The sequence below is a fragment of the Crossiella sp. NPDC003009 genome (assembly GCF_053591555.1).
Window position 1 is genome coordinate 1 of the sequence record NZ_JBSFUA010000012.1, and the last position, 26475, is coordinate 26475.

The following is a 26475-nucleotide window of genomic DNA, read 5'->3' on the forward strand; positions in this document are numbered from 1 at the left end:
CCGCCGCGGGCGGCGGGGTCCGCGGCCAGGCGAAGGCCACCAGCAGGGCCGCGCCGCCGAGTGCGGGCACCGCCCGCACCAGCGAGGGGGCCGACCACCACCACAGCCGGATCCGCCCGGGTTCCAGGTCCGGCACGCCGGTCCCCTTTCGTTCCAGAGCCCGGAAAACCCGGGACAGGAACGAGTTCGCCGGTCCCCGCGCCGCCGTTACCTTGATCGGCCGTTCGGGTGGCTCAGCCCAGCCAGGGCTTGCTGATCCGGGCCCAGGTCCCGTCGTGCAAGGCCAGGTTGAGCCACTGGTCCACCCACTGCTGGAACACCACGTCGCCCAGCGGCACCAGGTAGGCCTTCTCACTGAAGGTGAACGGCGTCTCCGGGTGCACCGCGCACAGCTCCGGGCGCTGCTTGGCCTGCCACTTGGTCTCGGTGGCGTCGGTCATCATCAGGTCTGCGCGCCCGGCGATGATCTCGTCGAAGATGGTGTTGTTGTCCGGGTGCACCACGATGGTGGCCCGCTTGAGGCTGGCGCGGGCGAACTGCTCGTTGGTGCCGCCGGGGTTGACCACCGCGCGCACCCCGGGCTGGTCGATCTGCTCCAGCGTCTGGAAGCGATCCTTGTTCTCGCAGCGGGTGATCGGGGTCTTGCCGTCGCGGACGTAGGCCTTGCTGTAGAAGGCCTGCCGGGCGCGGTCCAGGGTGATCGAGATGCCGCCGACGGCCAGGTCGCAGTGCCTGCGGAAGTCGGGCAGCAGCGTTTTCCAGGTGGTCGGCACGATCTTCAGCCGGACCCCCAGCTTGGTGGCCAGGTCGCCGGCCAGGTCGATGTCGATGCCGGTCCAGGTGCCGTCGGCGGCGCGGTAGGTGAACGGGCGGTAGTCGCCGGTGCTGCACACCCGCAGCTCACCGCGCGCGGTCACCACGTCGAGACGGCTGCGGGCCCCGGCCTCCCCGGCGGGGGCGGCCGAGGACACGCCGCCCACCAGCAGCAGGGCGAGCACCAGCGGCAGGATTCTGTGCTTCATCCGGCCACCCAACCCGCCGGTGCTCACCAGGTCAACGGGTCACAGCGGGTGGTAGGCCGAGCCTTCGATCTTGCCCTGCTGGCAGACCGGGCCCAGGGACCAGGCCAGCTCGAACGGGGTGCGCTCGTCCGGCGGGATCACCCTGATCTTGGCGGGGGAGGGCTGGCACTGTCCGGTGGCCGGCTCGCCCTCACCGGGCACCGCGCCCCAGTGCAGGTCCTTGCCCGCCTTGCCGCCCGGTCGCAGCGTGACCAGCTTCGGGCCGGGGTTGGCCTTGCGCTCCAGCTTGGTGCGCAGCGCGTTGCCCGAGCCGTCCAGCAGGGCGAGGCCGCCGTAGCCGTAGAGCGTGCAGTTGGTCTTGCCGGTGTTGGTCACCACCAGGGTGGCGTAGCGCTGGCCGGCACCGGAGTCACCCGGCTTGAGCTCGCCGCGCAGGTGCTCCGCGGTGCACCGCCCGACCTGCGCCTCGGCGGTGACCTCCGGCGGCTGTTCCTTGGCCGCGGGACTGGTGTCGGGGCTGGTCGGCTCGGTGCTGGCGGTGGTGCTCAGGCCACTCGGCGGGGCGCTGCCGGGGGACTGGGCGGTGGGCTGCCCGCAGGCGGCCGTCAACAGGGCCAGCGCGGACAGGGCCAGTAGAGGTCGAAAACGCACGGTCATGTCTCCTCCCGAGTCAGCCCCCTCGGGTTTCCCGCTGTGACGATCTTCACACGTGCCCGGCCGGCCAGCCCGGCACCACGCGCAAGCCCGCGGTGGCCGCGGCGTAGACGTAGGTCCAGCACACCGTGCCATCGGCCAGCGCGATCCGGATCCTCCGGTACTCCTCGCCTTCGTACTCATCCAGCACCGGCAGCGCGGCCACCGGGTCGGCCAGCGGCAGCAGCCAGCCGGGCACCTCCTCCCCGGTACCCGGCAGCAGGCCGGGATAACCCTCGCCGGTGTCGTAAAGCGTGCCGGGCAGGGTGGCCCGCACCGGCCGGCCGCCGACCAGCGGGGCAGCCAGTGACCAGGCCGAACAGCCCGGTTGCAGGGTGCCGTAGACGAACACCCGCTCCGGCCACAACGCCGGGTCGGGCTCGCCGGTGACCTCGGTGACGGCCAGTCCGCAGGACCCCGGTTCGCCGTCCAGGTCGCGGGCCGCGTGCTGCGGCAGGTCCTGGCAGCGCACCGGCAGGCCGTCCACCAGCAGCGGCTCGCGCTCCGGGGCGCGGGCCACGTAGGAGAGCACGCCGTCCAGGTGCGCGCCGGTGCCCAGCGTCACCCGTCCGGTGTGCACCCTGGCCAGCTGGTAGCGCACGCCCCTGCCCTCCACCACGTCCAGCACCCGCAGCTGCGCCGGCGTGGCCAGCCAGACCGCGTGCGTCTCGGTGACCCCGGGGGCGGAGGCCAGGGTGGCCGGGCGGGCGCCGTCGCGGGCCCGGAAACCGAAGGCCCACACCGCGGCCAGGTCCTGGCAGCGCACCCGCAGCACCACCACCGCGCCGTCCAGCCCCAGGTTCTGCCGCAGCCAGGTGATCTTGGCCGGGTTGCGGTTGGAGCCGTAGGTCAGCACCGGCAGCCTGGCCGCCAGCGGCGGCTCACCGCGCCGGGCCAGCCACTCGTCCAGGTCAAGGCCGTCCACCTCGGCCCCGGCCCCGGTCTCGCGCAGCGGGTGGGCCAGGCCGTCGGCGTGCACGTAGGAGGTGGGCGGCACCGCGCCCGGGTACGGGTCGGCGGGGAAGTCCTCGTCGCGGTACACCAGCCCAGCCAACCATCGACTTTCGTCAGCGCCCCGCTCGACCTCCGGACATACTCCGCGCCCCCTCGCCGCGGCTAGCGTTCGAGGTGTTCAGCCCCCACTGCGCTACACCGGCGAAGTGGCCCCACCCGGACGCCGGTCCCCGGGGGCGCGGACCTGGGGCGCCCATCGTCATGGGGGAGATGGGCGCCCCGCTCCATTCCTGGACTCCACCCGGCTGGTCCGGTCGGCACAAACGATTGTGCCGACCGGACCAGTTTTCGCGGCAATGGAGAGGAAAGTTCCCTAACTACCTTGACGCTCAACGTGGCCTGGGTCACCCTCGGGTCCCCTGCTGTCGCTCTCCCGATCCCGCTAGTCGGAGGACGCGAAATGACCCGTTCACCTCGGCTGCTCGTCGGAGTCATGATCACTACCCTGGTCGCGGGCCTGTGCGCCGGCGCGGGCACCGCGTCCGCCGCGACCAACCTCGCGCTCGGCGCGGCCGTCACCACCTCCAGCACCGAGGACGCCACCCTGGCCGGCGGCAAGGCGGTGGACGGCGACGCGGCGACCAGATGGGCCAGCGCGGAGGGCGCCGATCCACAGTGGATCCAGCTGGACCTGCGCGGTGCCAAGGACATCCGGCGGATCCGGCTCAACTGGGAGGCCGCATACGGCAAGGCCTACCGGATCGAGGCCTCCGACGACGGCAGCGCCTGGCGCTCGCTGCACACCACCAGCACCGGCGACGGCGGCATCGACGACATCAGCGTCAGCACCACCGCCCGGTACCTGAAGCTGACCGGCACCCAGCGCGGCACCACCTACGGCTACTCGCTGTGGGAGTTCGAGGCCTACGGCGCGGACGGCCAGGAACCGCCGCCCGCCAACGGTTATCTGCCGGGCACCCTGCGGCCCTCGGTCTCCCAGGCCGAGCAGGACCAGGTGCTGCTGCGCTACTACCGGCAGTGGAAGACCAACTTCCTGACCGACCGCTGCGGTGGTGGCCAGTGGGCGGTGCACTCGGTGGACGCCGACCACCCGTTCGTCGGCGAGGGCCAGGGCTACGGCATGACCATCACCGCGCTGATGGCCGAGGCCGACCCGCAGGCGCGCACCTACTTCGACGGCATCCTGCGCTACGTCAAGAACCACCCCTCGGTCATCGACCGCGACCTGCACGCCGCCGAGCAGAACGAGAGCTGCGTCAGCGTCAACGGCAGCGACTCGGCCACCGACGCCGACCTGGAGATCGCCTACGCGCTGCTGATCGCCGACCGCAAGTGGGGCAGCGGCGGGACCTACGACTACAAGCGGGAGGCGCTCCGGATCATCGGCGCGATCAAGCGCAGCGAGATCCACCAGGGCACCAAGCTGCCGCTGCTGGCCGACTGGGGCTCCTCCGGGCACTGGGCGAACGGCTCGCGCACCTCGGACTGGATGCCCGGCCACTTCCGCGCCTTCGCCCGCGCCACCGGCGACACCTTCTGGCACCAGGTGCGGGCCGCCACCGAGAACGCGACGACCCGGTTGCAGCAGCAGTTCTCCCCGAACGCCGGTCTGCTGCCCGACTTCGTGGTGGACACCCAGTCCTCGCCGCGGCCGCCCCAGGGCAAGTTCCTGGAGAACGAGGTGACCGACAGCAAGTACAGCTGGAACGCCTGCCGGGACCCGTGGCGGCTGGGCGCGGACGCGATCACCGCCGGCGGCAGCGCCGCGCAGGGCCAGGCACGCAAGATGAACGCCTGGATCAAGCAGGCCACCGGCGGCGACCCGAACCGGATCGCCAAGGGTTACAACCTCAACGGCTCGGTGCACGAGAGCGGCAGCTCAGCGGCCTTCTTCGCGCCGTTCGCGGTGGCCGCGATGACCGACCCGGGCAGCCAGGCCTGGCTGGACCGGTTGTGGGCCAAGCTCGCCAGCACCTCGCTGAGCACCGGCGACTACTACGCGAGCAGCATCCAGGTGCAGGTGTTGATCATCCTGTCCGGGCGGTTCGTCGCACCGTGACCGATTTCCGACAAAAGAGACGATCGGGGGTTGTCCGGAGGCGGGCCGCAGACCACTCTTTCGGGTTGTTGAGAGCGGTCTCACGGAACTCAGGTGAACCGGCCCGGCACCGCGATCCGTACCAGGTACAGCAGGTCGCACCATGAACGTGAGGGGTTGTCCGTCTGGCGGCGGGGGCAACCCCTCACCCCTTTCGAAGTCCGGGGGCGCCGGGTTTGATGGACCGGTGCCCCCGGACTACCCGCCGAGCCGGGTGAACCCGCTCGACCCGCCACCGCGGTTCGCGCAGCTGCGCGCGAGCGAGCCGGTCTCGCTGGTGCGCACCCCGCACGGCGAGTCGGTCTACCTGATCACCCGGCACGCCGACGCCCGGTTCGTGCTGGGCGATCCGCGCTTCTCCAGTGATCCGGCCAGCCCCGGCTTCCCGCAGCTCCGGCCCGCGCCGGAGGGGCCGCCCGCACCGGGCATATTCCTGTCGATGGACCCGCCGGAACACGGCCGGTACCGGCGGATGCTCACCGGCGAGTTCACCGTGCGCCGGATGGCCGCGCTGCGCCCGGCGATCCAGGCCCGGGCGCGGGAGTGCCTGGCCGGGCTGCTGGCCGGGGGACCACCCGCCGACCTGGTGGCCGGGTTCGCCAAACCGCTGCCGGTGCTGGTGATCTGCGACCTGCTCGGCGTGCCACTGGCCGACCGGGAGTTCTTCAGCAGCCGCAGCGAGGTCCAGCTGGACCGCTCCCGGCCGGGGGCCGAGGTCACCGCGGCCATGGCTGAGCTGTGGGACTACCTGGACGGCCTGGTCGCGGCCAAGATCGCCCAGCCGGGCGAGGACCTGCTCGGCAGGCTGGTGCGGCGGCGGGTGCGCACCGGCGAGCTGAGCCGGGCCGAGCTGGTCGGCATGAGCAGGCTGTTGCTGGTCGCCGGGCACGAGACCACCGCCAACATGATCGGCATCGGCATGTTGCTGCTGCTCCGGCAGCCCGGGCTGTGGGCGGCGCTGCTGGCCGACCCCGGCCTGGTGCCCGCCGCGGTGGAGGAGCTGCTGCGGCACGCCAGCGTGGTGCAGCAGGGCGTGGTGCGGGCGGTGGTGGGCGCGGCCGAGGTCGGCGGCGTCCGGCTGGCGCCCGGTGACGGGGTCATCGTCTCGCTGTCCTCGGCCAACCGGGACGAGGCGGTCTACGCCGAGCCGGACCGGCTCGACCCGAACCGCCGCGGTGCGCCGCACCTGGCCTTCGGGCACGGGGTGCACCAGTGCCTCGGCCAGCTGCTGGCCAGGACCGAACTGACCGAGGCCGTGCGCGCTCTGTTGCCGGTTACCGGTCTGCGCCTGGCTATTGCCCCCGAACAGGTGACATTCCGGCACGAGATGGCGGTTTACGGCGTGCGGACCCTGCCGGTTGAGTGGGACTGATTTCCGGGAGGACGAGATGACGACGCCTCAACGCGCCCACCGGCGCTTGGTGCAGCGCACCTACGGCACCCTCGCCGATCCCGCGGACGCCGCGCGGACCTGGGCCGACCTGGCCGGACTGGTGCGCGGGGCCGGGTCCTTCGACCCGGGCTGCACCACCTTCGTGGCCGCCTTCGACGCCGAGGTCCCGGCCGGGGGCGAGGCCGCCTACCGGCACCTGCTGCTGATGGCCGCGGAGGACGAGCGCAGGAACGCCTCCGAGGACCCGGCGCCGCCGCGGCGCACCGGGGTGGACTTCGTGATCACCGTGGCCGGGCAGCGGTTCTTCGTCAGCCTGCTGCTGCTGGCCGCGCCCGCGCTCTCGTTCACGCCGTGCGCGCAGTTCACCAGGGGCACGGCGATACCGGCGCCGCGCTGCTCGGAAGTCCCGGTGCTCTGGGACTAGACAGTGCTCTGGGACTAGTCCGGCTCGGCCGCTCGCGGCTCGGGCAGCGGGCCGGGTCCGCGCTCCAGGTCCGCGCTGTGCGCGGCCACCGCGGCCCACAGCAGCGCCTCCCGGCGGCGGGTGATGCCGACCAGCACGATCACCAGCATGAGCAGCGCGCCGACCGCGCAGCCGCTGGCCAGGAAGCGCGGCACGTGAAAACTGTGCAGCGTCACCGAGACGGCGACCAGCGTGAATCCCACCAGCGCGGTGTAGACCAGCAGCGAGGAGCGGCGGTCGAAGGCGCGGAATTCGACGCTGCGTTCGCGCAATGAGGCCAGCAGCAGTCGTTGGTCACGTAGCGACATGTGCATGTATTCGGCAATGCGTTCCTCAATCGGATCCAGCCCGTCGGCTCGAAGCCGGGGGGTGCTGGCCGAATGCGAGGTGGGCGACGGAAAGGTCGCCGGCGTGGCCATGGGTGCGTCCTTTCCGCGGTGGATCGCCGGGGGGTCACTCGAATGAGTGAGACGGGGTGGCCTGTACCGTGTGGCCATCCAGACTTGTCGCACAGTAAAACAGAATGTTCCATTTTCCACATCCCTCGATGGTGTAACTGTGCGTGCCGGAGGTTGACTAGGAGGGCCGCGTGGCCGAGAGCCCCACGGTGCGCCGGCGGCACGTCGGCGCGGAGCTGCGCAGGCTGCGCGAGTCGGCGGGACAGGACAGGGAGAGCGCGGCCGAGCTGCTGGACTGCTCGCTGTCCAAGATCACCAAGATCGAGCTGGGCAACGTCGCGGTGAAGAGGGCCGAGCTGGAGAAGCTGCTCGACTTCTACGCCGCGCCCGCCGACCTCTCGGCGTCCTTGCTGGTCATCGCGGCCGAGGCGAAGAAACGCGGCTGGTGGTCCAAGTACGGCAAGGCGGTGCCGGACTGGTTCCGCACCTTCGTCGGGCTGGAGTCGGCCGCCTGCGAGATGCGGGTCTACGAGGCCGAGCTGATCACCGGCGTGCTGCAGACCGAGGCCTACACCAGGGCGGTGATCGCCGCGGTCAGTCCGGAGCTGGACGCCGACCGGGTGGCCCGGCTGGTCCGGGTGCGCGCCGAGCGGCAGGCGCGGCTGCTCGGTGGTGACCCTCAGCGACTGAACCTGATCATGAGCGAGGCCGCGGTCCGGCGAATGGTGGGTGGTCCGGCGGTGATGCGAGAACAACTCACATTTCTGGCCGAGGTGCAGCGGCGGCCCAACGTGACCATCCAGGTGTTGCCTTTGCGGTCCGGGGCGCATGCCGCCATCGGATTCACCTTCACCATGCTCCGTTTTCCGGATGAACCCGCGCCGACGTTGGTTTATCTGGAAGACCTGACCTCGGCCGCCTATCTCGATGAAGCCACGGATTTGGACGTGTATAAACTCGCCTTCGACCGCTTGCAAGCGCTGGCACTCGGCCCGGCCGAGTCCGTCGCGCTCATGGAGCGGGCAGTGAGTGAATTCGAGTAAATAGGGGTCAATATGTTGTCCTCCGGCCTTTCCTACGCCACCTGGCGCACGTCCAGCCGCAGCAGCGGCAATGGCGGCCAGTGCGTGGAGGTCGCCATCGTCCCGGACGTCGTCGGCGTCCGGGACTCCAAGAACGCCAGTGGTCCCGCCCTGGTGTTCACCCCGGACGCGTGGGGCACGTTCCAGTCCACGCTGCGGGCGGGGTCCTTCGACCTGGTCTAGCTCAGGGGTAGCGCGACGGGCGGTCGGCACGGTCGGCCGCCCTTTTTTCATGCGAAGTCTGCAAACGTATACAGGAGTACCTGATCCGACCCGGTTGACTCGGACCTGCCGCCCGCCAGGTAACCCCGGGAGGAACGCACGATGAGACGACGAATGCCGCGGCCGCGCGGCGGCCGGATCGCGCTGGTCTGTGTGCTGGCCACGAGCGCGGTCGCGCTCAGCCTGCCAGCGGTCGGCAGCGCGAGCACTCCGACGAACTGGCAGCTCACCGCCCCTGGCCCGCGCGCCGTGCCGGGTGCGGCCGCCAGCCCGTCGGCCGAGGTGGACCTGGGTCCGGACGGGCGGCTGAAGCTGACCGTGCGCCGGGGCGGGACCACCCTGCTGGAGCCGTCCGCGCTGGGCGTGCAGACCGCGTACGCCGAGTTCACCAGCGGCCTGCGGTTCAGCGGGATCAGCCAGCGCGCGATCCAGGAGAAGTACACCACCAGCGTGGGCAAGCGCCGCGAGCACAGCACCGAGGCGGCCGAGACCACCCTGCGCTTCACCAAGGACGGCCACCGGATCGACCTGGTGGTCCGGGTCGCCGCGGACGGCGTGGCCTACCGCTACCTGCTCTCCGGGCCGAAGTGGGTGACCGTGGTCGGCGAGGCGTCGGAGTTCGCCGTCCCGGGCACCGCGCACTCGGTGCTGCTGCCCTTCGACAACGGGCGCGGGGACTACGAGTCGGCACACAAGCACGGCACGGTGGCCCAGGCCGAGGCCGCCGAGTACGGCTATCCCGCGCTGTTCCGGGTCGAGGACAGCTGGCTGCTGCTGGCTGAGTCCGATGTGGACGGTCGCTACGGCGGCTCGCGGGTGCGGCTGGACCCGGCTGACAAGAAGTTCAAGCTGGTGCTGCCGGATCCGGCGGAGGTGAGCACCGGTCCGCTGGCCACGCCCTGGCGCACCATGGTCATCGGCGACCTGGCCACGGTGACCGAGAGCGACCTGATCACCGATCTGGCGCCGCCGTCCAAGATCGCCGACACCTCGTGGATCAAGCCGGGGGTCGCCGCCTGGTCCTGGTGGGCGCTGGGCACCGGGGATCTGGCCCTGCAGAAGCGCTACGTGGACTACGCGAGCAAGCAGGGCTGGGAGTACAACCTGGTCGACTCGGGCTGGGCGGACTCCTGGATCCCCGAACTGGTCGCCTACTCCAAGGCGCGCAACGTGGACACCTGGCTGTGGTTGCGCTGGCAGACCATCGACACCCCCAGCGAGCTGGAGCGGCTGTTCAAGCGGTACCAGGACTGGGGCGTGGTCGGCCTGAAGATCGACTTCGTGGAGTCCGACGGCCAGGACCGGATGCGCTGGTACGACCTGGTGTTCGCGGCCGCGGCCAAGTACAAGCTGATGCTCAACTTCCACGGCGCGCCGATCCCGCGCGGCACCGAGCGCACCTGGCCGCACGTGATGACGGTGGAGGCGGTCAAGGGCGCGGAGGGCACCAGGCCGAGGCCGGGCCGGGAGCCGTTCCCGATCGAGCACTACCTGACCCTGCCGTTCACCAGGAACCTGACCGGCTCGATGGACTTCACCCCGGTGACCTTCAGTGGGGTGCGGCCCAACTCCGACAGCGGTGAGCTGGCGCTGTCGGTGCTCTACGAGTCCGGGGTGCAGCACTTCGCGGACAGCCCGGAGAGCTATGCCAAGCAGCCGCTGGCCGAGGAGCTGCTGCGCGCGGTGCCCCCGGTCTGGGACGAGACCAAGCTGCTCGCCGGCGACCCCGGCAAGCACGCGGTGATCGCCCGGCGCGGCGGCGGCGAGTGGTACGTGGGCGCGGCACTGGCCGGGGAGGGACGGAACCTGGACGCCGCGCTGTCCTTCCTGCCCGCCGGTGAGTGGACCGCCGACATCTACGCCGACGGTCCCGAGGGCAAGATCGTTCGCACCAGCCAGCGGGTGAACCGGGACAGCACGCTCTCCGTGCCGGTGGCCAAGAACGGCGGCTACACCGTGCGCCTTCGGCCGAATGGCTGATCGAAAAATTTTACGAAGATTGTTCGCGTTTCCGCCGTTCGGTGCTACCGGCCGGTAAACCTCGCGGTCACGCTGTCGTCACGCGCCTTCGGTGCACTTCACGGGCGCGTGACGACAGCGCGCGGACTGCCGAGGAGGCGACATGCGGTTGCGGAGTGCCCTGGTCGGAGCGATCACGGTGGCGGCACTGGGATTGGGCGCGCCCGCGGCGCTGGCCGCGCCCGCCGCCCCCGCGAAGGTGGCGGCGGCCAAGCCCCCGTACGAGACCTGGATCCGCGATGTGACCGTGGTGACCGGCCAGCTCACCGGCTACCTGGACGGCAGGCTGCCCGGCGGCGGCAAGAAGGCCGTGGTCTTCGACATCGACAACACCACGCTGGAGACCGCCTACAACTTCGGCGTGCCCACCCCGGCGATCCCGCCGGTGCTCAAGGCGGCCAAGCGGGCCAAGGAACAGGGCGCGGCGATCTTCTTCGTGACCAACCGCCCGTACGTGCTCGGCCTGCCCACCGAGGACAACCTCAAGCGGGTCGGCTATCCGGTGGACGGCCTCTACCTGCGCCCCTGGTTCAACGTCGACCCGACCGAGAAGGTCAAGACCGAGGCCAGGATCGCCATCGAGAAGCTCGGCTACACCATCGTGGCCAACGTCGGCAACAACACCTGGGACCTGGTCGGCGGCCACGCCGAGCGCACCTTCAAGCTGCCGGACTACGACGGCGCCCTGGACTGACGGGCTGACGACACAAACGTGGGCGCCACCCTGACCCGGTGGCGCCCACGAATGTTCGCGCTTGCTTGGTCCTGCTTGGCCTTGCTTACGCCGAGGGCGCCGGTGCGGTCGAGGCCCGCACCACCAGCTCCGGCGGTGTCGGGAGCACCAGCTTGCTCGGCCGGTGTCCCTGGAGCACCTGCAGCAGCATGTGGGCCGAGGCTCGGCCCAGCTCGCGCTGCGGTGTCTTCACCGCGGTCAGCGGAGGATCGGTGTGCGCGGCGACGATGTGCTCGTCGATGGCGATCACGCTGAGGTCGTGCGGGACCGAAAGACCCAGCTCGCGGGCCGCGCTGAGAGTGCCCAGCGCGCTCAGCAGGTTCGCCACCACCAACGCGGTCGGCCGTTGCGCGGCCGGCGCGTCCAGGATGTGCAGGGCCGCCTGGTGACCGCCCCGCCAGTGGAAGTTGCCGTCGCAGATCCATTCCGGGCGCACGGTGAGCCCGTGCGACCGCATGGCCGCGGCGAAACCCTGGCGCCGCCGCAGACCCGTGTCGGTGCGCAACGGTCCGCTCACGTGACCGATCCGCCGGTGCCCCAGTTCCACCAGGTGATCGACCATGATCGAGACGTTGTGCACCTCGTCCATCACCACCGCGGCCGGATAGCCGGGGGTGCCGCGCTGCACGAGCACCATGGGCAGGTGCTCGCGGGAGGCCCACTCCTGGATGTTCGGGTCGTCGACGCTGGCGAAGGCCACCAGCACGCCGTCCACCTTGCCTTCGAGCCCGAGCTTGTCGTAGCAGTTGCCCGCACCCTCGCCACTGCCCGCCTCGACGACCATCAGGGTGTAGTCCTGCTCGGTCGCCACCTCCTGGACGCCACGCATTATCTGCGTGAAACCGAAGTTGTCCAGGTCCGGCACGAGCAGCCCGATGGCCTGTTGTCGTTGCAGGCGCAGGGCGCGCGCCTGCGCGTTCGGCCGGTAGCCGAGCGCTTCGGCGGCGTCGAGCACCCGCTGCCGTGTCTCCGCCCGATAGGCGGTGTCCTGACCCCGCAACAGCCGGGAGGCTGTCGACACATCCACCCCGGCCGCCGCCGCCACCTCGCGCAAGGTCGGCCGATCACGCCGCCGACTTCGAGTGAGGGACAAGGACGCGCCGGGCGAAACTGCCACTGGCCGCCAGCCAGCGGCCTCTGGCCGAGTTACCACTCCAACCCCCTTGAACCCCCTCCGGTACAGCCGTCACTCTAGGGGGTTTGACGGCAGCTGAGCGTGGGCTGTCCAGGTGTCTCGGTGATCCCCACCCGAACGGCCGCAGCACACGACCGGAAGCCCGGCGCGGCTGGAACTCCTGGATGCCGGACGCTACGCCGAACAGGCTCCTGGGACGACATTCGGCAACAGTGATGGTTTAGAGAAGCTGTGGCAGGCAATCGGTTTCTGTTCCTGGACGTGAAAACGGGGGTGCCGCCTGCTCGCCGACTGGCAAGAAAGCGACACCCCCGCCGGGTGTGTCGAGTTAGGACATCAGCCGAAGTAACGACCCTGGGTCTGCACGTTCAGCTCGTCGAAGTGCTGGAGCTTGGCCCAGTCGGTGCGCCGGTCGTCGAGCCGGAGCACGTCGAAGCCCTTCTGGATGTCCGAGGAGTAGATGTAACCGTTGTACCAGTAGGCCGACCAGGAGCCGCCGGTCTTCAGCTCGGTGTCCGAGAGCGGGCCGCGCTCCCAGAAACCGATCTCCTTGGGCTTGCTGGAGTCGGTGAAGTCGAACACCGACACGCCGCCCTGGTACCAGGCCTGGACCATGATGTCCTTGCCGGGGACCGGGATCAGCGAGCCGTTGTGCGCGACGCAGTTCTCGGTGTCCTTCTGCGGACGCGGGATCTTGAAGTAGCTGCGGAAGACCAGCTTGCGCTTGTCGCCCTTGCCCACGATGTCGTAGATGCCGTTCGCACCGCGCTTGTCGCCGATCTTGGCGTTGCAGGTCGCGCCGCCGCCACCGCCGAGCTCGTCGGTGAAGATGACCTTGTCACCGCGGTTGTTGAAGGTCGCGGAGTGCCAGAACGCGAAGTTCACGTCATCGCGCACCCGCTCGATCACCCTCGGCTTCTCCCGGTTGGAGATGTCGAAGAGGATGCCGTCACCCATGCACGCGCCCGCCGCCAGGTCGAGCTTGGGGTAGACGGTGATGTCGTGGCAGCCCGAGGTCGCGGACAGGTCCGGGTTGGTCGGGTTCTGCCCGGGGTTGCCGCCGTCCGGGAACAGCACCGGCGCGGAGATGACCTTGGCCGAGGCCGGGTCGCGCAGCGGCACCTTCACGATGGAGATCTTGTCGTGCGGCGGCTGGCAGTCCGGGAAGGACGCCGACGGGGCGTACGAGGAGCTGTACAGGTACACGTTCTTGTTGCCCTTTTCGGGCACCAGGGTGTGCGTGTGCGACCCGCAGTCGTTCTCCACCGAGGCGACGTACTTCGGGTTGCGCACGTCACTGATGTCGAAGATCTTCACGCCCTCCCAGGACTCCTTGACCGTGGCCGGCTGGCTCACGTTCTCGCAGGAGTCGTTGCTGCGGGAGGAGTCGGTGGACAGGAACAGCAGGTTCCCGTGCACCGAGACGTCGTTCTGCCCACCGGGGCAGAGCACCTGGGCGACGCGCTTCGGCTTCGCCGGATGGCGGATGTCGAAGATGTCGAAGCCGTTGTAGTTGCCCACGAAGGCGTAGTCGCCCTGGAAGGCCATGTCCGTGCCGAGCGCGCTCTCCGGCGCGAACGGGCCGGACTTGGGCAGGTTCGCGACCTGCCGCAGGTTCTTGCTGCTGACGATCTGGTCGACGCCGGGAATGCCGTCGGTCGGCTCGGCGGCCACGGCAGGCGCGGCGGCGAACGTGGAGGCGGCGACAAGCGCGGCCCCGGACAGCACCATCAAAACTCGGCGCGTTGTGCGTTGGGTAGACGCCACCCTCAAAGCTCCCATCGCGTGACGGCTGGATCTGTGCAGTATCTCTGTCAGGTTTGGGTAAGGAAACAGCCTTTTGCCGTCGGCTGCACACAGTTTTTCCAGGTTCCTACCAGGCGGACATCCCAGGTAGCGTCGCCGCTCGTGAGCCGTCTGCCGCTGAAATCCGGGGTCCTCGCCGTCTTCGCCGCCCTGGCGCTCACTGCCTGTACCGGCAACGGCACGCAGGGTGCGCCGCCGGAGGCCACCGAGCAGGTGCCGGTGATCGCGCCGGGCAAGCCGGGCGAGTCCGCGAAGACCCTCTCCAGCATGCCGCCGATCGCCGAGCGGCCGCCCGGTGATGCTGATTTCACCTACGTGTCCATGATGATTCCGCATCACCGGCAGGCGCTGGAGATGACCGCGCTGGTCGCCGACCGCGCCAAGCATCAGGACGTGCGCGGGCTGGCCGGCCGGATCGAGGGCGCGCAGGCCCCGGAGATCCAGGCCATGGAGGGTTACCTGAAGCGGCACAACAAGCCGGTGCCCAGCGCGCACGGCGGGCACGCCAGCAGCACCATGCCGGGTATGGCCTCCTTCGCGGACATGGTGCGGCTCAAGGACGCCAGGGGCGAGGAGTTCGACCGGATGTTCGTGCGGCTGATGATCGCCCACCACGAGGGCGCGGTGAAGATGGCCAACGACGTGCTGGCCACCGGGCACGACATCTTCGTGGAGGAGATGGCCCAGGACGTCATCGCCACCCAGACCGACGAGATCAAGCGGATGCGCGAAATCAAGTTCTGAACCGTTTCCGGCGGAAGTCTTGACGCACAACCGTTATCCGGCGCCGGTAACGTCCACAGTGGATTGTATTGAACAGTATTGACTGAGCCATTTGCGGCATTGAACTTCGCTGGTCGGCAGGTTCTGCTCTTGGGCATCGTTCCCAGGAAGGGACCAGCCGTGACCAACCCGAACACCCGCCGCTGGCGTGCGCCTGCCGCGGCCGTACTGGCCGCAGCGCTGGGCACCGCCGCGTTCGGCCTGGCCGCACCGGCCGCCGCGGCGCCGCAGCAGCCGCCCCAGGCGGACAAGCAACTGGACAAGCGTGACCGTGAGCTGCTGGCCGAGGCCGCGCGCGAAGGCAAGCAGCGCGTGACCCTGCTGGTGGCCGCGGCCAAGGGCCGCACCGACAAGGCCGTCGAGGAGCTCCGCTCGCTCGGCGGCGAGGTGGAGTCGACCGAGAAGTCGGTGGACTACGTCAAGGTGTCGGTGCCGAGGGAGAAAGCCGAGCAGGCCGCGAAGCTGAAGTCGGTGGACGCCATCGACATCGACGCGGTCATCCCGGTCGACGACCCGCGCCCGCAGCCCAACGGCGCCGTGCAGCCGTTGCCGCAGAAGGCCCCCGACGCCAAGACCCCTCGCGTCAACCCCTACCTGCCGACCGGTGACATCGGCGCCGCGCAGTTCGGGCAGACGCTGCCGTTCTGGGACGGCCGCGGCACCACCGTGGCGATCCTGGACTCCGGCGTGGACCTGGACCACCCGGCGCTGGCCACCACCAGCACCGGCGAGCGCAAGATCGTGGACTGGTACACCGCGAACTCGCCCACCTCCGGCGATGGCACCTGGGTCTCGATGACCAAGACCGGCCGCACCGGCAAGTTCACCGAGGGCGGCCGCGAGTGGACCGCGCCTGCCACCGGTGGCCCGTACTCCTTCGGCCTGTTCAAGGAGACCGCGCAGGACCTGGGCGCGGCGGGCAGCGAGATCGGCGGCGACGTCAACCGGGACGGCGACCGCGCCGACTCCTGGGGCGTGCTGCAGGACATCGCCACCAAGGAGGTCCGGGTCGACCTCAACGGCGACGGTGACTTCACCAACGACAAGTCGATGATCGACTACAAGGTCAAGCAGGACGTCCAGCACTTCGGCGCGGACAAGCCGGCGACCAAGGACGTGGTCGAGCGGATGGCCTTCGTGGTGCAGACCGACCGCTCCATCTACGACAACGGCGGCACCCCGTACGTCAACCTGGGCATGGCCTCGGGCTCGCACGGTTCGCACGTGGCCGGTATCGCGGCCGGCCACAAGCTCTTCGGCGGCAACATCGCCGGTGGCGCGCCGGGCGCGAAGCTGATCTCGATCAAGGCCTGCCTGTCCAGCCCCGGCTGCACCTCCAGCGGGCTGATCGACGGCGTGCTCTACGCCGCGCGCAACGGCGCGGACGTCATCAACATCTCCATCGGCGGGCTGCCCGGTCTCAACGACGGCAACAACGCGCGGGCCGCGCTCTACAACCGCACCATCGCCGAGTACAAGATGCAGATCTTCATCTCGGCCGGCAACAGCGGCGCAGGCGCGAACACCGTCGGCGACCCCTCGGTGGCCACCGACGCGGTGAGCGTGGGCTCCTCGATCACCGCCGAGACCTGGCTGAGCAACTACGGCTCGGAGGCCGCGGCCAAGGAGGGCCTGCACCCGTTCTCCTCGCGCGGACCGGCCGAGGACGGCGGCTTCAAGCCGAACATCATCGCCCCCGGTTCGGCGATCTCCACCACGCTGCTCTGGCAGCCGCCCGGCCCGACCGCGGGCACCTTCACCCTGCCCGCCGGGTACTCGATGTTCAACGGCACCTCGATGGCCGCCCCGCAGGCGACCGGTGCGGCCGCGCTGCTGCTCAGCGCGTACAAGGCCACCCACGGCGGCCAGCGCCCCACCCCGGCGCAACTGCGCACCGCGATCTACTCCAGCGCCAAGTTCCTGCCGAACCTGGGCGCCTACGAGCAGGGCGCGGGCAAGTTCGACGTGTGGGGCGCGTTCTTCGCCCTGCAGCGCGGACCGGCCACCGACACCGTGCGCACCGAGGTCGAGGTGGACACCTCGCTGGAGGGCCAGCTGGCCAAGCCCGGGTTCGGCGTCGGCATCCACGACCGCGAGGGCGTGACCGTCGGCAAGGCCTACACCAGGACCTACACCCTGACCCGGACCTCCGGTGCGGCGGGCGACCGCCGGTACTCGGTGGACTGGGTGGGCAACGACGGCACCTTCTCCTCGGCCCGCTCGGTGCAGCTGCCGCTGAACACGCCGGTGAAGTTCGAGGTCAAGGTCAACCCGAAGACCGCGGGCGCGCACTCGGCGCTGCTGCGGCTGGACAACCCGGCCACGCCGGGCATCGACCACCAGGGCCTGGCCGCGGTCTTCGCCGCGCAGGAGTTCACCGCGGCCGCCGGTTACAAGGTGACCGCCTCCGGTGAGATCGGCCGCAACCAGGCCAAGTCGGTGTTCGTGCGGGTGCCGCAGGGCGCCAGCGCGCTCAAGATCGACCTGAACGCGGGCGGCCCGGCTGGCAAGGGCCAGGTGCGCTTCCTGCGCTTCGACCCGACCGGGGTGCCGAAGGACGTCACCTCGACCACCAACTGCTACAACCCGGACGCGGGCGCGGGCTGCTCCGGCGGCACGCCGGCCAGCCGCACCATCACCAACCCGCTGCCGGGCGTGTGGGAGATCATCATCGAGGCCCGCCGGACCTCGGATGTGAAGGTCGCCCCGTTCTCGGTCAGCGCCGAGGTGCTGGGCACCAAGATCACCCCGAACCCGGACGTGATCCCGGCCGCGGCGGTGGGCACCCCGGTGCAGCGCCAGTACACGGTGGCCAACTCGCTGGCCGGGTTCACCGGCAAGCTGGTCGGCGGCACCCTGTCCAGCGCCAAGACCGACCGGCCGAGCATCGCCAACGGGGCCATGCAGCAGTACGACGTCACCGTGCCCGCCGGCGCGAGCAGCTTCACCGCGACCATCGGCAGCACCGCGGACGCCGCGGCCGACCTGGACCTGGTGGTGCAGAACTGCACCAGCGGCAGCTGCGTGGACGCCGGTTCCAGCGCGGACGGTGACTCCGAGGAGTCGGTGACCATCGCCAACCCGGCCGCCGGCAAGTGGCGCGTGGTGGTCGACGGCTACTCGGTGCCCGCAGGCACCACCGCCTACGACTACCTGGACTCCTTCGTCTCGGCGGCGCTGGGCGGCATCGCGGTGACCGACACCGACGCCACCCGCGCCGCGGGGGCCACCTGGACCGCTCCGGCGACCATCACCGTCGCCGGGCAGCCGGGGGAGGGCAGGCATCTGCGGGGCGACCTGCTGGTGCAGACCGCGGACAAGGTGACCGTCGGCCGTGGCGCCGTGCGGATCCAGGCCGTGACCGGCTGACCAACTGAATGATCGGACGACCCCGCCTGGGCTGCACTCCCGGGCGGGGTCGTTCGTCTCGAAGCGCCGGAGGTGTCCATTGTGGATACCGTGCCGGCGTGACCACACCGCCTCGCCTGGTGCTCCTGCTCGTCAGCGCGGTCCTGGCCGCGACCGGACTCGCCGCGCTGCCCGCGGCCGCCGAGCCGCCGGGCCCGGTCAAACAGCTGGACAAGGCCGACCGGGGCCGGATCGCCGAGGCGCGTGGCGCGGGGCAGTCCACGGTGACCCTGGTGGTCGCCGCCGAGCAGGACCGAGCCGCGGCCGCCGAGACCGAGCTGCGCGAGCTCGGCGGGGTGGTGCGCGCGGCCGAGCCCGCGGTGGGCTACCTCAAGGTCGAGCTGCCTGCCGAGCAGGCGGAGCGGGCCGCGGCACTGGCCTCGGTGAAGGCTGTGGACGTGGAGCACCTGGTGCACCGGGAGGACCCGAGGCCGGCGGGCGCGGAGCAGCCGCTGCCGCAGCCGCCGCCCGGCCCGCTGACCCCGCGCGCCAACCCGTACCTGCCCACCAGGGACATCGGCGCGGCGGACTTCCCTGCCGACGGCCGGGGCGTGCTGGTCGCGATCCTGGACTCCGGCGTGGACCTGGACCACCCGGCGCTGGCCACCACCAGCACCGGCGAGCGCAAGATCGTGGACTGGCACAACGCGAACGCCCCCGGATCGGGTGATGGCGGCTGGGTCGAGATGACCACGAAGTTCCACAATGGACGGTTCCGCGAACAGGACCGGGACTGGGTGGCGCCCGCCGGGGGCGGCCCGTTCTCCTTCGGCCTGCTCACCGAGGTCGCGGGTGACCTCGGCGCCAAGAACAGCGAGGTCGGCGGCGACCTCAACCGGGACGGCGACCGCGTCGACTCCTGGGGCGTGCTGCAGGACACCGCGAGCAAACAGGTTCGGGTGGACCTCAACGGCGACCGCGACTTCACCAACGACCGGCCGATGACCGACTACAAGGCCGGCTACGACGTCGGCCACTTCGGCGTGGACCGCCCGGACACCCCGGTGCTGGACCGGATCGCCTTCGTGGTGCAGACCGACCGCTCCACCTACGACGGCAAGGCGACGCCGCATGTGAACATCGGGGTGGCAGGCGGTCTGCACGGTTCGCACGTGGCGGGCATCGCGGCCGGGCACAAGCTCTTCGGCGGGGCGATGGCCGGTGCCGCGCCGGGTGCGCAGCTGATGTCGGTCAAGGCCTGCCTGGCCAGTCCCGGCTGCACCAACAGCGGCCTGCTGGACGGAGTGCTCTACGCCGCGCGCAACGGCGCGGACATCGTCAACATCTCCATCGGCGGGCTGCCCGCGCTCAACGACGGTGACGACGCCGCGGCCGCGCTCTACAACCGCACCATCGCCGAGTACAAGATGCAGCTCGTCATCGCGGCGGGCAACGACGGCGCGGGCGCGAACACCGTCGGCGAGCCAGGGGCGACCGTGGACGCGGTGACCGTCGGCTCCTCGATCACCGCCGAGACCTGGCTGAGCAACTACGGTTCGGTGACGCCGGTCCGGCAGGGCCTGCACTCCTACTCCTCGCGCGGTCCGGCCGAGGACGGCGGCTTCAAGCCGAACATCATCGCCCCCGGCGCGGCGATATCCACGGTGCCGCAATGGCAAGAGGCCTCGTCGATCCCCGGCACCTATCCGCTGCCCGCCGGGTACGCGATGCTCAACGGCACCTCGATGGCCGCCCCGCAGGCCACCGGTGGCGCGGCCCTGCTGATCGGCGCGCACAAGGCGCGGCACGGCTCCCGGCCCGATCCGGCGGCGCTGCGCAACGCGATCTACTCCACCGCGAAGTTCCTGCCGAACCTGGGCGCGTACGAACAGGGTGCCGGTCTGCTCAACGTGCCGGCCGCTTTCCTTGCCCTGCAACGAGGCCCGGCCCCGGAGACGATCAAGGCCGAGGTGCCGGTGCGGACCGTCCTCTCCGGCGAGCTGGCCAAACCCCATGTGGGCGCCGGCATCCACGACCGCGAGGGCGTCTCCGTCGGCACGGCCTACACCCGCACCTACACGCTGACCCGCACCACCGGCACGGCCAACCGCGCTTGGCACCGGGTGGAATGGGTCGGTGACGACGGCACCTTCAGCTCGGCCAGTGGCGTCCGGTTGCCGCTGAACGAGCCGGTGAAGCTGGACGTGACGATCAATCCGCGCACCGCGGGCGCGCATTCGGCCTTGCTGCGCATCGACAACCCGGCCACCCCCGGCGTCGACCTGGTCACCCTCAACACGGTGTTCGCGCCGCTGGAACTGAGCGCTGCCAACGGTTTCACCGCGAGCGGCAGCGGCGAGGTCGGCCGCAACGGCTCCCGCTCCACATTCGTCAGGGTGCCCGAGGGCGCCACCGGGCTGAAGATCGACCTGGCCGGTGGCGGCGCGCCCGGCCAGGGACAGTTGCGCTTCCAGCCGTTCACCCCCTCCGGCCTGCCGTACGAGAAGACCGGTTCCGTGCTCTGCTACCAGCCCGACGCCGGTGGCGGCTGCCCCACCGGCGCACCGGCCAGCCGCACCGTGCTCTCGCCGATGCCAGGGGTCTGGGAGATCGTGGTGGACGCCCGGCGCACCTCCGACGCGCTGACCGCGCCGTTCACCGTGACCGCGGCCGCGTTGTCGATCAAGGTCCAGCCGGATCCGGACGTGCTGACCTCGGTGACCCGCGGCGAACCGCAGGCCAGAGAGTACCGGCTGCACAGCACGATGGCGCCGTTCACCGGTCGGCTGACCGGCGGGCCGATGGGCAGCGCCCGCCCGCTGCGCCCCACCATCGCCACCGGAGCCCAGCAGAGCCACGAGCTCACCGTGCCCGAGGGCGCCACCTCGCTGACCGTGCGCACCGGCAATCCGGCGGATCCCGGCGCGGACCTGGACCTGGTGGTCTTCGACTGCTCCAGCGGCGACTGCGTGCAGGCCGGGGCCAGCGCCGGATCCAGCGCGGCGGAGGAGGTGACCATCGACAACCCCAGGGCCGGGCGCTGGCGGGCCGTGGTGGACGGCTACGCGATTCCCAGCGGCAGCACGGAGTACGACTACCTGGACCGGTACGCCGCGCCCTCGCTGGGTGTGGTCGAGGTGACCGACGAGGACCGGCTGCGGGAGACCGGCAGCCAGTGGACGGTGTCGGGACAGGTGATCGCGCGCAGCGGCCTCACCGAGGGGCGCGAGCTGCGCGGGGAGCTGCGGGTGCGCACCACCGCCGAGGGCGTGGCCGCGGTCGGCGGCGTGGAGGTGCGCGCCGTCAGCGGGTGAACCGGCTGATCACGACGGCCCCACACCGGGCTGCACTCCCGGTGTGGGGTCGTCTCGCGGGATCAGCCGATCCAGTTCCACTGAGGTGACGGAGGGCAGCGCGGCGGCTCGTTCCACGGCGTCGAGGGGCACATCGACCCGCAGATATCCGACCGCACCGTCACTGACCTCCACAGTCGCTCCGAGTTCGCGTAGCCCCTTGGTGACCTTGTCGGTCGCCCCGGGTTCGGTGAACACCATGAGCAGCATGGTCTTCCGGCCCTCCTGACGGGCCTTGGCCACCTGCTGGCGTTGCGCCTCATCGAGCTTGCGCACTGGCGACTCGCTACTGACCTGCGTACTGGGTGAACCACTTGGCGTGGCCGAGGGCGGGGAGCCGGCCTGGGGCCGCGCGCCGCATGAGCCGAGAACCAGGGCGGCCGTGACCGCGAACACCCCGGCGCCGACTCGGCAGAGCGAACCCATCCGAACTCCTCTTCTCCTCGTCCCAACCGCAAGGACGGAAGGCCGGGGAAAGTCGGTTGCATCCGAGTTGTCAATGAATAAAGATACGTCACTATGCATACTCAGTCGATCTCATTCGGGCAGCTCGCTTCGGCAGCCTGGCCGGGCCTGCACGTCCGTGAGGTGGACGGCTGGCTGCTGCGCAGCGCGGGCGGGGTGACCAACCGGGCCAACTCGGTGCTGGCCGAGAGCGAACCGGCCGATGTCGAGGCCGCGCTGACCGAGGTCGAACGGCACTACGCCCGGCTCGGCCAGCCCAGCGTGTTCCAGGTCGGCCCGGACAGCAGGCCCACCAACCTGGACGAGCTGCTCGCCGCCCGCGGCTACCGGGTGGTCACGCCGGTCTACGGCCAGACCGCGGCCATCCCCGAGGCGCTGGCCGCCCTCGGCGAGCAGGCCCGCCGCCCGGTGGTCACCGAGCAGCCCACCGAGACCTGGCTGGACCTGTACTGGGCGCAGGACGGCCGGAGGGACCCGGCGAGCCGGTTCATCACCCAGCAGATCCTGGCCGCGGTGCCGGGCGGGTACGCCGAGCTGGACGGCCAGGCCCTGGTCAGGGGCGCGCTGGTGCGGGACTGGGTGGGCATCTTCGGCATGTGGGTCGATCCGGCCGCCCGCGGCAAGGGCCTGGCCCGCGCGGTGCTCGCCGGCCTGCTGCACTGGGCAGCGGACCGGGGAGCGACCCACGCGTTCCTCCAGGTGATGGTGGACAACACCATCGCCCAGCGGCTCTACGCCGGCGCCGGGTTCAGCACGGTCAGCAGCTACCACTACCGCGTGCTGGACCGGCCCTAGCCGAGAAAAGGACCGGCCATCGCGTTGAGCAGGCTGTGCTGGGCGTCGTCGTCGGAGAGCTCCCACATGAACGTGCCGCGCAGCCCGGTCTGCTTGGCGTAGGCCGCCTTCACCGCGATGGAGGCCGGGTCCTCGTAGCTGATGAAGGTGTTGGTGGCGGTGTTGTACAGGTAGGGCACCTGCGCGGTGGCGTGCCGGAGCTGTTGCCAGGCCGGGTTGTTCAGGTACTCGGCCTTGATCGTCTTCCACTGCGGCGCGTTGATGGTGCCGGTGTAGGGCACGAACAGCCCCTTCTTGGCATCGGCCTGCGGGTCGCTGCTGGTGAAGCCGCGCGAGTAGAACGGCGTGCCCAGCACCATCTTGTCCTTGGGCACCCCGTGCCGCAGGTAGTGCTCGATGCCGCCGACGACGTTGTTGCCGCCCTTCATCGGCTGCGCGGTCGGGTCCTCGGTGGCGGCCCGCATCGGCGCGTTGAACATCGAGATCGGCGAGTAGCCGGTGCCCATGTCGTAGGTCATCACGTTGTAGAAGTCGAGTGCGGAGGCCACCTCGGCCAGCTCGAAGCTCTCCGCGACGTCGTAGGGCCCGTCGTCCTGGAACCGCCCGACCGGCGTGGCCGCGATCAGCTGGAGCCTGCGGCCCTGCGCGGTCCCGGTGGCGTCGATCTGCCCGCGGAACTCCTGGAACAGCAGGGTGGCGTTGCGCTTGTCCGCCGGCCGCTTGGTGATGATGCCGCCGGAGACCGGGAACTCCCAGTCGATGTCGATGCCGTCGAAGACGTCCTTGTGCTGCTTGAGGTAGAGCTCGACGCAGGAGCTGACGAACGCGACGCGGGAGGCCGCGGTCAGCGCCCCGTCGGAGAACCCGTCCGCGCCCCAGCCACCCAGCGAGATGATCACGTTGAGGTGCGGGTGCCGCTGCCGCAACGCGCGCAGTTCGGCGAAGTGGTTCAGCGCCGCCGCGCTGGGCGCCTGGCACCGCCCGCCCTGCACCGAACCGAAGGCGTAGTAGAGGTGGGTCAGCTTCTGCGCCGGGATCCGCGCCACCGGGAACCCGGTCCAGCCCGCGTAGTAGGCGCCGATGATGCCGCCCTTGGGCGCACTGCCGGCGGCCTGCGTGCTGCCGGTGACCGCCTGGCTGCGCGCGGACTCATTGCCTGCGGCGTCCACCGCGGTCACCGCGTAGGTGTGCGTGCTTTCCGGTGCCAGCCCCGAAATCACGGCCTCCGCGCTGCTGCTGGTCGCGACCACGACCGAGCCCTCGTACACCCGGTACCCGGTCACCCCCACGTTGTCCGTGGCTGCCGCCCAGGCCAGCGTCAGACTGCTCGCACTGCTAGACGCCACCCGCACCCCACCCGGCACACTCGGCGCCTGGGTGTCCACCGCCCCACCGGCGCAGGGCGCGCCGTTGATGGTGCAGCCGACCGGCCCGCCGAACGCGCCGGTAAAGCTGCCATTGAAGCCCACGGTCACACTCTGGCCCGCCCCGATGGCGCCGTTCCAGGACAGCGCCCGCACGGTGTTCCGGTTGCCGGACACCGAATGCTGCCCGTTCCACAGACTGGTCACCCGGACGTTGGCGGGCAGGTCGAACACCAGCTCCCAGCCACTGGCGGCGGCGTCACCGGTGTTGCGGATGGTGTACTGCGCGCCGAACCCGGAGTCCCAGGTCCCGGTGGTGGCGAAGCTCGCGGACAGCTGCGCCGCCGCGCTCGCCGAGGGAGGTATCAGGAGGCCGGAGAGCATGAGCAGTCCGGACGACATGGCCAGCAGACGGGTACGCGGATGGGACACCGGAAAGTCCTCCAGCAGCTCGTGCGGTGGCGGCGGCGAGCGCCCCGAGCTTGTGGTCTAGACCTATTCGCTGTCAAGCACGGGCAGCCATCCGGACCCCCGCGGACCCGGCCGCCCAGCCTTGCCGGTCAGCGGTGAGCGGGGGTCGTTGCCGCAGGTAGCGAGCCCGGATCGGCGTTAGTGGCGGTATTGGCGCGCGAACTAGCGTTGACTCCGCTGCCCCGGGCGCCCGGAACCCCTCACCAGGGAGTCGCCCGGACCGCGCGCGACCGGCCCCCGATTTCCCTCGGCCCCGAGACCCGGGGGCCGGTCAGCTCCGCCCAGCGCACCCCCAGCCGCCCGGCCCGCCCCGCGCACCCCAGCCAGGACCTCCCCGTCCCAGGGACGAACAGGTCCCCCTTGGCGGCCTCCCGCACCCCCATCACCCGAGTAGCGTCACTTCCAGCCGCCCGAGTCGCTCCGGGTCGGCCACGACGTCGATGCCGACGATCCGTTCGTCGACAACGGTGAACGCGAACGCCACCAGGGCCTGATCGCCCCTGGGCAGCACCGCGCCCACCACGCCGTCGAGCAGTGCCGGCCGGACCACGGTGGCCCGTCCGGCGAAGGTCCGCGCGATCACCTCGGCGCCCCGCAGCTCGGCTGCCAGTGGCGGTGCGCCGATGCCCGCGTTGGCCGCGGCCCCGGCGACGGCCAGCTGGTCGGCGCGGAGCTCGACGTCGGGATCGAGCACCGCGAGCAGTGCCGCCAGGTCGCCGCCACGGGAGGCGGCCAGGAACGCCTCCACCACGGCGCGCTGCCGGTGCTGGTCCGGTTCCGGCTCGGCCGGCGCGCCCCGCACCCGGCGGCGGGCGCGGCTGGCCAGCTGCCGGGTGGCCGCGACCGAGCGACCGACGATGGGCGCGATCTCGTCGAAGGCGACACCGAAGAGGTCGTGCAACACGAAGGCGAGCCGCTCGGCAGGTGCGAGCGTCTCCAACACGACAAGGAGGGCAACACCGACAGAGTCCGCGAGCACCGCTTCCTGCTCCGGCCCATCGGTCCCGTCGGGCTGCTCGGGCGCGTACGACCCGTGCAGCTCCTCGCGCCGGGACCGCTTGGACCGCAGCATGTCCAGGCACACTCGGCCCACCACGGTGGTCAGCCAGCCGGTGAGGTTGTCCACCTGCCCGGCATCGGCCCGGTTGAGCCGGAACCAGGTCTCCTGCACCGCGTCCTCGGCTTCGGCGCCCGAGCCGAGCACGCGGAAGGCCACCGCGAGCAGGTGGCCCCGGTTCTCCTCGAACCGGGCCGCGAGCAGATCGTGTTCGTCCATCGGTCACATTCCTTCGCCGGGGTCCGTCATACCGCTGACGGAGCAGCACCCCTGGATGTGACAACAAGGAGAACACCATGTCCGCTCGCATGGCCCACCCGGTCTACCTGCTGCCCGAGGTGATGAAGGGCCTGCAGGCCCTGGGCAAGGCGACCGAGCACGACGGAGTGCCCAGCAAGACCCACCAGCTGGTGCAGCTGCGCGCCAGCCAGATCAACGGCTGCGGGGTGTGCGTGGACATGCACTCCCGCATGATGAAGAAGGAAGGAGAGACCGACGAACGCCTCTTCGCGGTAGCCGCCTGGCGCGACACCCCGTACTTCACCGACGCCGAACGCGCCGCCCTGGACCTGGCCGAGTGCATGACCCGCTTCAGCGACCGCGCCGACCAGGTCCCGGACGAGGTCTGGCACGAGGCCGCCAAGCACTACGACGAACCCGCCCTGGCCGCGCTGATCACCTCGATCGCCCTGATCAACGTCTGGAACCGCCTCAACGGCACCATCCGCCAGCCCGCGGGCCAGACCTGGAACTGACACCAGCCCCGCTAGCCGTGGTTGAACCCGGTCTCGGCGTATGCG

General features: G+C 70.7%; 21 protein-coding genes. 12 read left to right on the forward strand and 9 right to left on the reverse strand.

Features of this window, described 5'->3' with window-relative positions; genetic code table 11:
- Nucleotides 1-233: 233 nt before the first annotated feature.
- The 3 genes from ACWDY5_RS15665 to ACWDY5_RS15675 are packed head-to-tail and all read right to left on the reverse strand — an operon-like array spanning nucleotide 234 to nucleotide 2769.
- On the reverse strand, nucleotides 234-1022 hold the full coding sequence (locus ACWDY5_RS15665) for a transporter substrate-binding domain-containing protein (protein ID WP_449722906.1): 789 nt from the start codon (nucleotides 1020-1022) through the stop codon (nucleotides 234-236).
- 39 nt (nucleotides 1023-1061) lie between these two features.
- Nucleotides 1062-1679, reverse strand: a complete 618-nt coding sequence (locus tag ACWDY5_RS15670; RefSeq protein WP_449722907.1) for a DUF4232 domain-containing protein — start codon at nucleotides 1677-1679, stop codon at nucleotides 1062-1064.
- 46 nt (nucleotides 1680-1725) lie between these two features.
- Entirely contained in the window at nucleotides 1726-2769 is a 1044-nt protein-coding gene (locus ACWDY5_RS15675; protein ID WP_449722908.1) for a gamma-glutamylcyclotransferase family protein, read from the reverse strand.
- A 360-nt stretch (nucleotides 2770-3129) separates the two neighbouring features.
- Here ACWDY5_RS15675 and ACWDY5_RS15680 point away from each other — a divergent pair, with 360 nt between their 5' ends.
- The 3 genes from ACWDY5_RS15680 (at nucleotide 3130) to ACWDY5_RS15690 (ending at nucleotide 6605) form a co-directional block, all read left to right on the forward strand.
- Entirely contained in the window at nucleotides 3130-4749 is a 1620-nt protein-coding gene (locus ACWDY5_RS15680; RefSeq protein ID WP_449722909.1) for a glycosyl hydrolase family 8, read from the forward strand.
- A 226-nt stretch (nucleotides 4750-4975) separates the two neighbouring features.
- Complete coding sequence (locus ACWDY5_RS15685) at nucleotides 4976-6160, forward strand: cytochrome P450 (protein ID WP_449722910.1); 1185 nt, start codon at nucleotides 4976-4978, stop codon at nucleotides 6158-6160.
- 16 nt (nucleotides 6161-6176) lie between these two features.
- Nucleotides 6177-6605 carry a hypothetical protein gene (locus ACWDY5_RS15690; protein WP_449722911.1) on the forward strand — a complete coding sequence of 143 codons (429 nt, stop codon included), beginning with the start codon at nucleotides 6177-6179 and terminating at the stop codon, nucleotides 6603-6605.
- A 14-nt stretch (nucleotides 6606-6619) separates the two neighbouring features.
- Here ACWDY5_RS15690 and ACWDY5_RS15695 read toward each other — a convergent pair whose 3' ends face one another.
- Nucleotides 6620-6952: a hypothetical protein gene (locus ACWDY5_RS15695; RefSeq protein WP_449722912.1), complete on the reverse strand. Its 333-nt coding sequence runs from the start codon at nucleotides 6950-6952 to the stop codon at nucleotides 6620-6622.
- Between the two features lie 281 nt (nucleotides 6953-7233).
- Here ACWDY5_RS15695 and ACWDY5_RS15700 point away from each other — a divergent pair, with 281 nt between their 5' ends.
- From ACWDY5_RS15700 to ACWDY5_RS15715, 4 genes are all read left to right on the forward strand, one after another.
- Nucleotides 7234-8085, forward strand: a complete 852-nt coding sequence (locus ACWDY5_RS15700) for a helix-turn-helix domain-containing protein (RefSeq protein WP_449722913.1) — start codon at nucleotides 7234-7236, stop codon at nucleotides 8083-8085.
- A gap of 12 nt (nucleotides 8086-8097) precedes the next feature.
- Nucleotides 8098-8307 (forward strand): DUF397 domain-containing protein, encoded by a 210-nt coding sequence (locus ACWDY5_RS15705; RefSeq protein WP_252482430.1) that lies wholly within the window; start codon nucleotides 8098-8100, stop codon nucleotides 8305-8307.
- A 141-nt stretch (nucleotides 8308-8448) separates the two neighbouring features.
- Entirely contained in the window at nucleotides 8449-10326 is a 1878-nt protein-coding gene (locus ACWDY5_RS15710; protein WP_449722914.1) for a glycoside hydrolase family 97 catalytic domain-containing protein, read from the forward strand.
- 142 nt (nucleotides 10327-10468) lie between these two features.
- Entirely contained in the window at nucleotides 10469-11059 is a 591-nt protein-coding gene (locus ACWDY5_RS15715; RefSeq protein ID WP_449722915.1) for an HAD family acid phosphatase, read from the forward strand.
- An 85-nt stretch (nucleotides 11060-11144) separates the two neighbouring features.
- Here the strand turns inward: ACWDY5_RS15715 and ACWDY5_RS15720 are convergent, their stop codons facing one another.
- The gene (locus tag ACWDY5_RS15720; protein ID WP_449722916.1) at nucleotides 11145-12251 is read right to left on the reverse strand and encodes a LacI family DNA-binding transcriptional regulator; all 1107 of its coding nucleotides are present in this window, start codon (nucleotides 12249-12251) and stop codon (nucleotides 11145-11147) included.
- A 318-nt stretch (nucleotides 12252-12569) separates the two neighbouring features.
- Nucleotides 12570-13964, reverse strand: a complete 1395-nt coding sequence (locus ACWDY5_RS15725; RefSeq protein WP_449722917.1) for an LVIVD repeat-containing protein — start codon at nucleotides 13962-13964, stop codon at nucleotides 12570-12572.
- A 177-nt stretch (nucleotides 13965-14141) separates the two neighbouring features.
- Between ACWDY5_RS15725 and ACWDY5_RS15730 the strand changes: the two genes are divergently transcribed.
- The 3 genes from ACWDY5_RS15730 to ACWDY5_RS15740 all read left to right on the forward strand — a co-directional run bounded on the left by ACWDY5_RS15730 (nucleotide 14142) and on the right by ACWDY5_RS15740 (nucleotide 21484).
- Complete coding sequence (locus ACWDY5_RS15730) at nucleotides 14142-14783, forward strand: DUF305 domain-containing protein (RefSeq protein ID WP_449722918.1); 642 nt, start codon at nucleotides 14142-14144, stop codon at nucleotides 14781-14783.
- A gap of 159 nt (nucleotides 14784-14942) precedes the next feature.
- A complete protein-coding gene (locus ACWDY5_RS15735; RefSeq protein ID WP_449722919.1) occupies nucleotides 14943-18191 on the forward strand; it encodes a S8 family serine peptidase in 3249 nt (1082 codons plus the stop codon).
- Between the two features lie 98 nt (nucleotides 18192-18289).
- Nucleotides 18290-21484, forward strand: coding sequence for a S8 family serine peptidase (locus ACWDY5_RS15740; RefSeq protein WP_449722920.1), 3195 nt, complete (start codon nucleotides 18290-18292; stop codon nucleotides 21482-21484).
- 9 nt (nucleotides 21485-21493) lie between these two features.
- Here ACWDY5_RS15740 and ACWDY5_RS15745 read toward each other — a convergent pair whose 3' ends face one another.
- Complete coding sequence (locus tag ACWDY5_RS15745) at nucleotides 21494-21799, reverse strand: hypothetical protein (RefSeq protein WP_252482437.1); 306 nt, start codon at nucleotides 21797-21799, stop codon at nucleotides 21494-21496.
- A gap of 243 nt (nucleotides 21800-22042) precedes the next feature.
- Between ACWDY5_RS15745 and ACWDY5_RS15750 the strand changes: the two genes are divergently transcribed.
- The gene (locus tag ACWDY5_RS15750) at nucleotides 22043-22783 is read left to right on the forward strand and encodes a GNAT family N-acetyltransferase (RefSeq protein ID WP_449722921.1); all 741 of its coding nucleotides are present in this window, start codon (nucleotides 22043-22045) and stop codon (nucleotides 22781-22783) included.
- Here the strand turns inward: ACWDY5_RS15750 and ACWDY5_RS15755 are convergent.
- Entirely contained in the window at nucleotides 22780-24579 is a 1800-nt protein-coding gene (locus ACWDY5_RS15755; protein WP_449722922.1) for a glycosyl hydrolase family 18 protein, read from the reverse strand. The two genes, ACWDY5_RS15750 and ACWDY5_RS15755, sit on opposite strands and share 4 nt — an antisense overlap.
- 421 nt (nucleotides 24580-25000) lie before the next feature.
- The gene (locus ACWDY5_RS15760) at nucleotides 25001-25894 is read right to left on the reverse strand and encodes a sigma-70 family RNA polymerase sigma factor (RefSeq protein WP_449722923.1); all 894 of its coding nucleotides are present in this window, start codon (nucleotides 25892-25894) and stop codon (nucleotides 25001-25003) included.
- A gap of 77 nt (nucleotides 25895-25971) precedes the next feature.
- On the opposite strand from ACWDY5_RS15760, the gene ACWDY5_RS15765 reads away from it, so the two are divergent.
- Nucleotides 25972-26430 (forward strand): carboxymuconolactone decarboxylase family protein, encoded by a 459-nt coding sequence (locus ACWDY5_RS15765; protein WP_449722924.1) that lies wholly within the window; start codon nucleotides 25972-25974, stop codon nucleotides 26428-26430.
- Nucleotides 26431-26475: the final 45 nt, after the last annotated feature.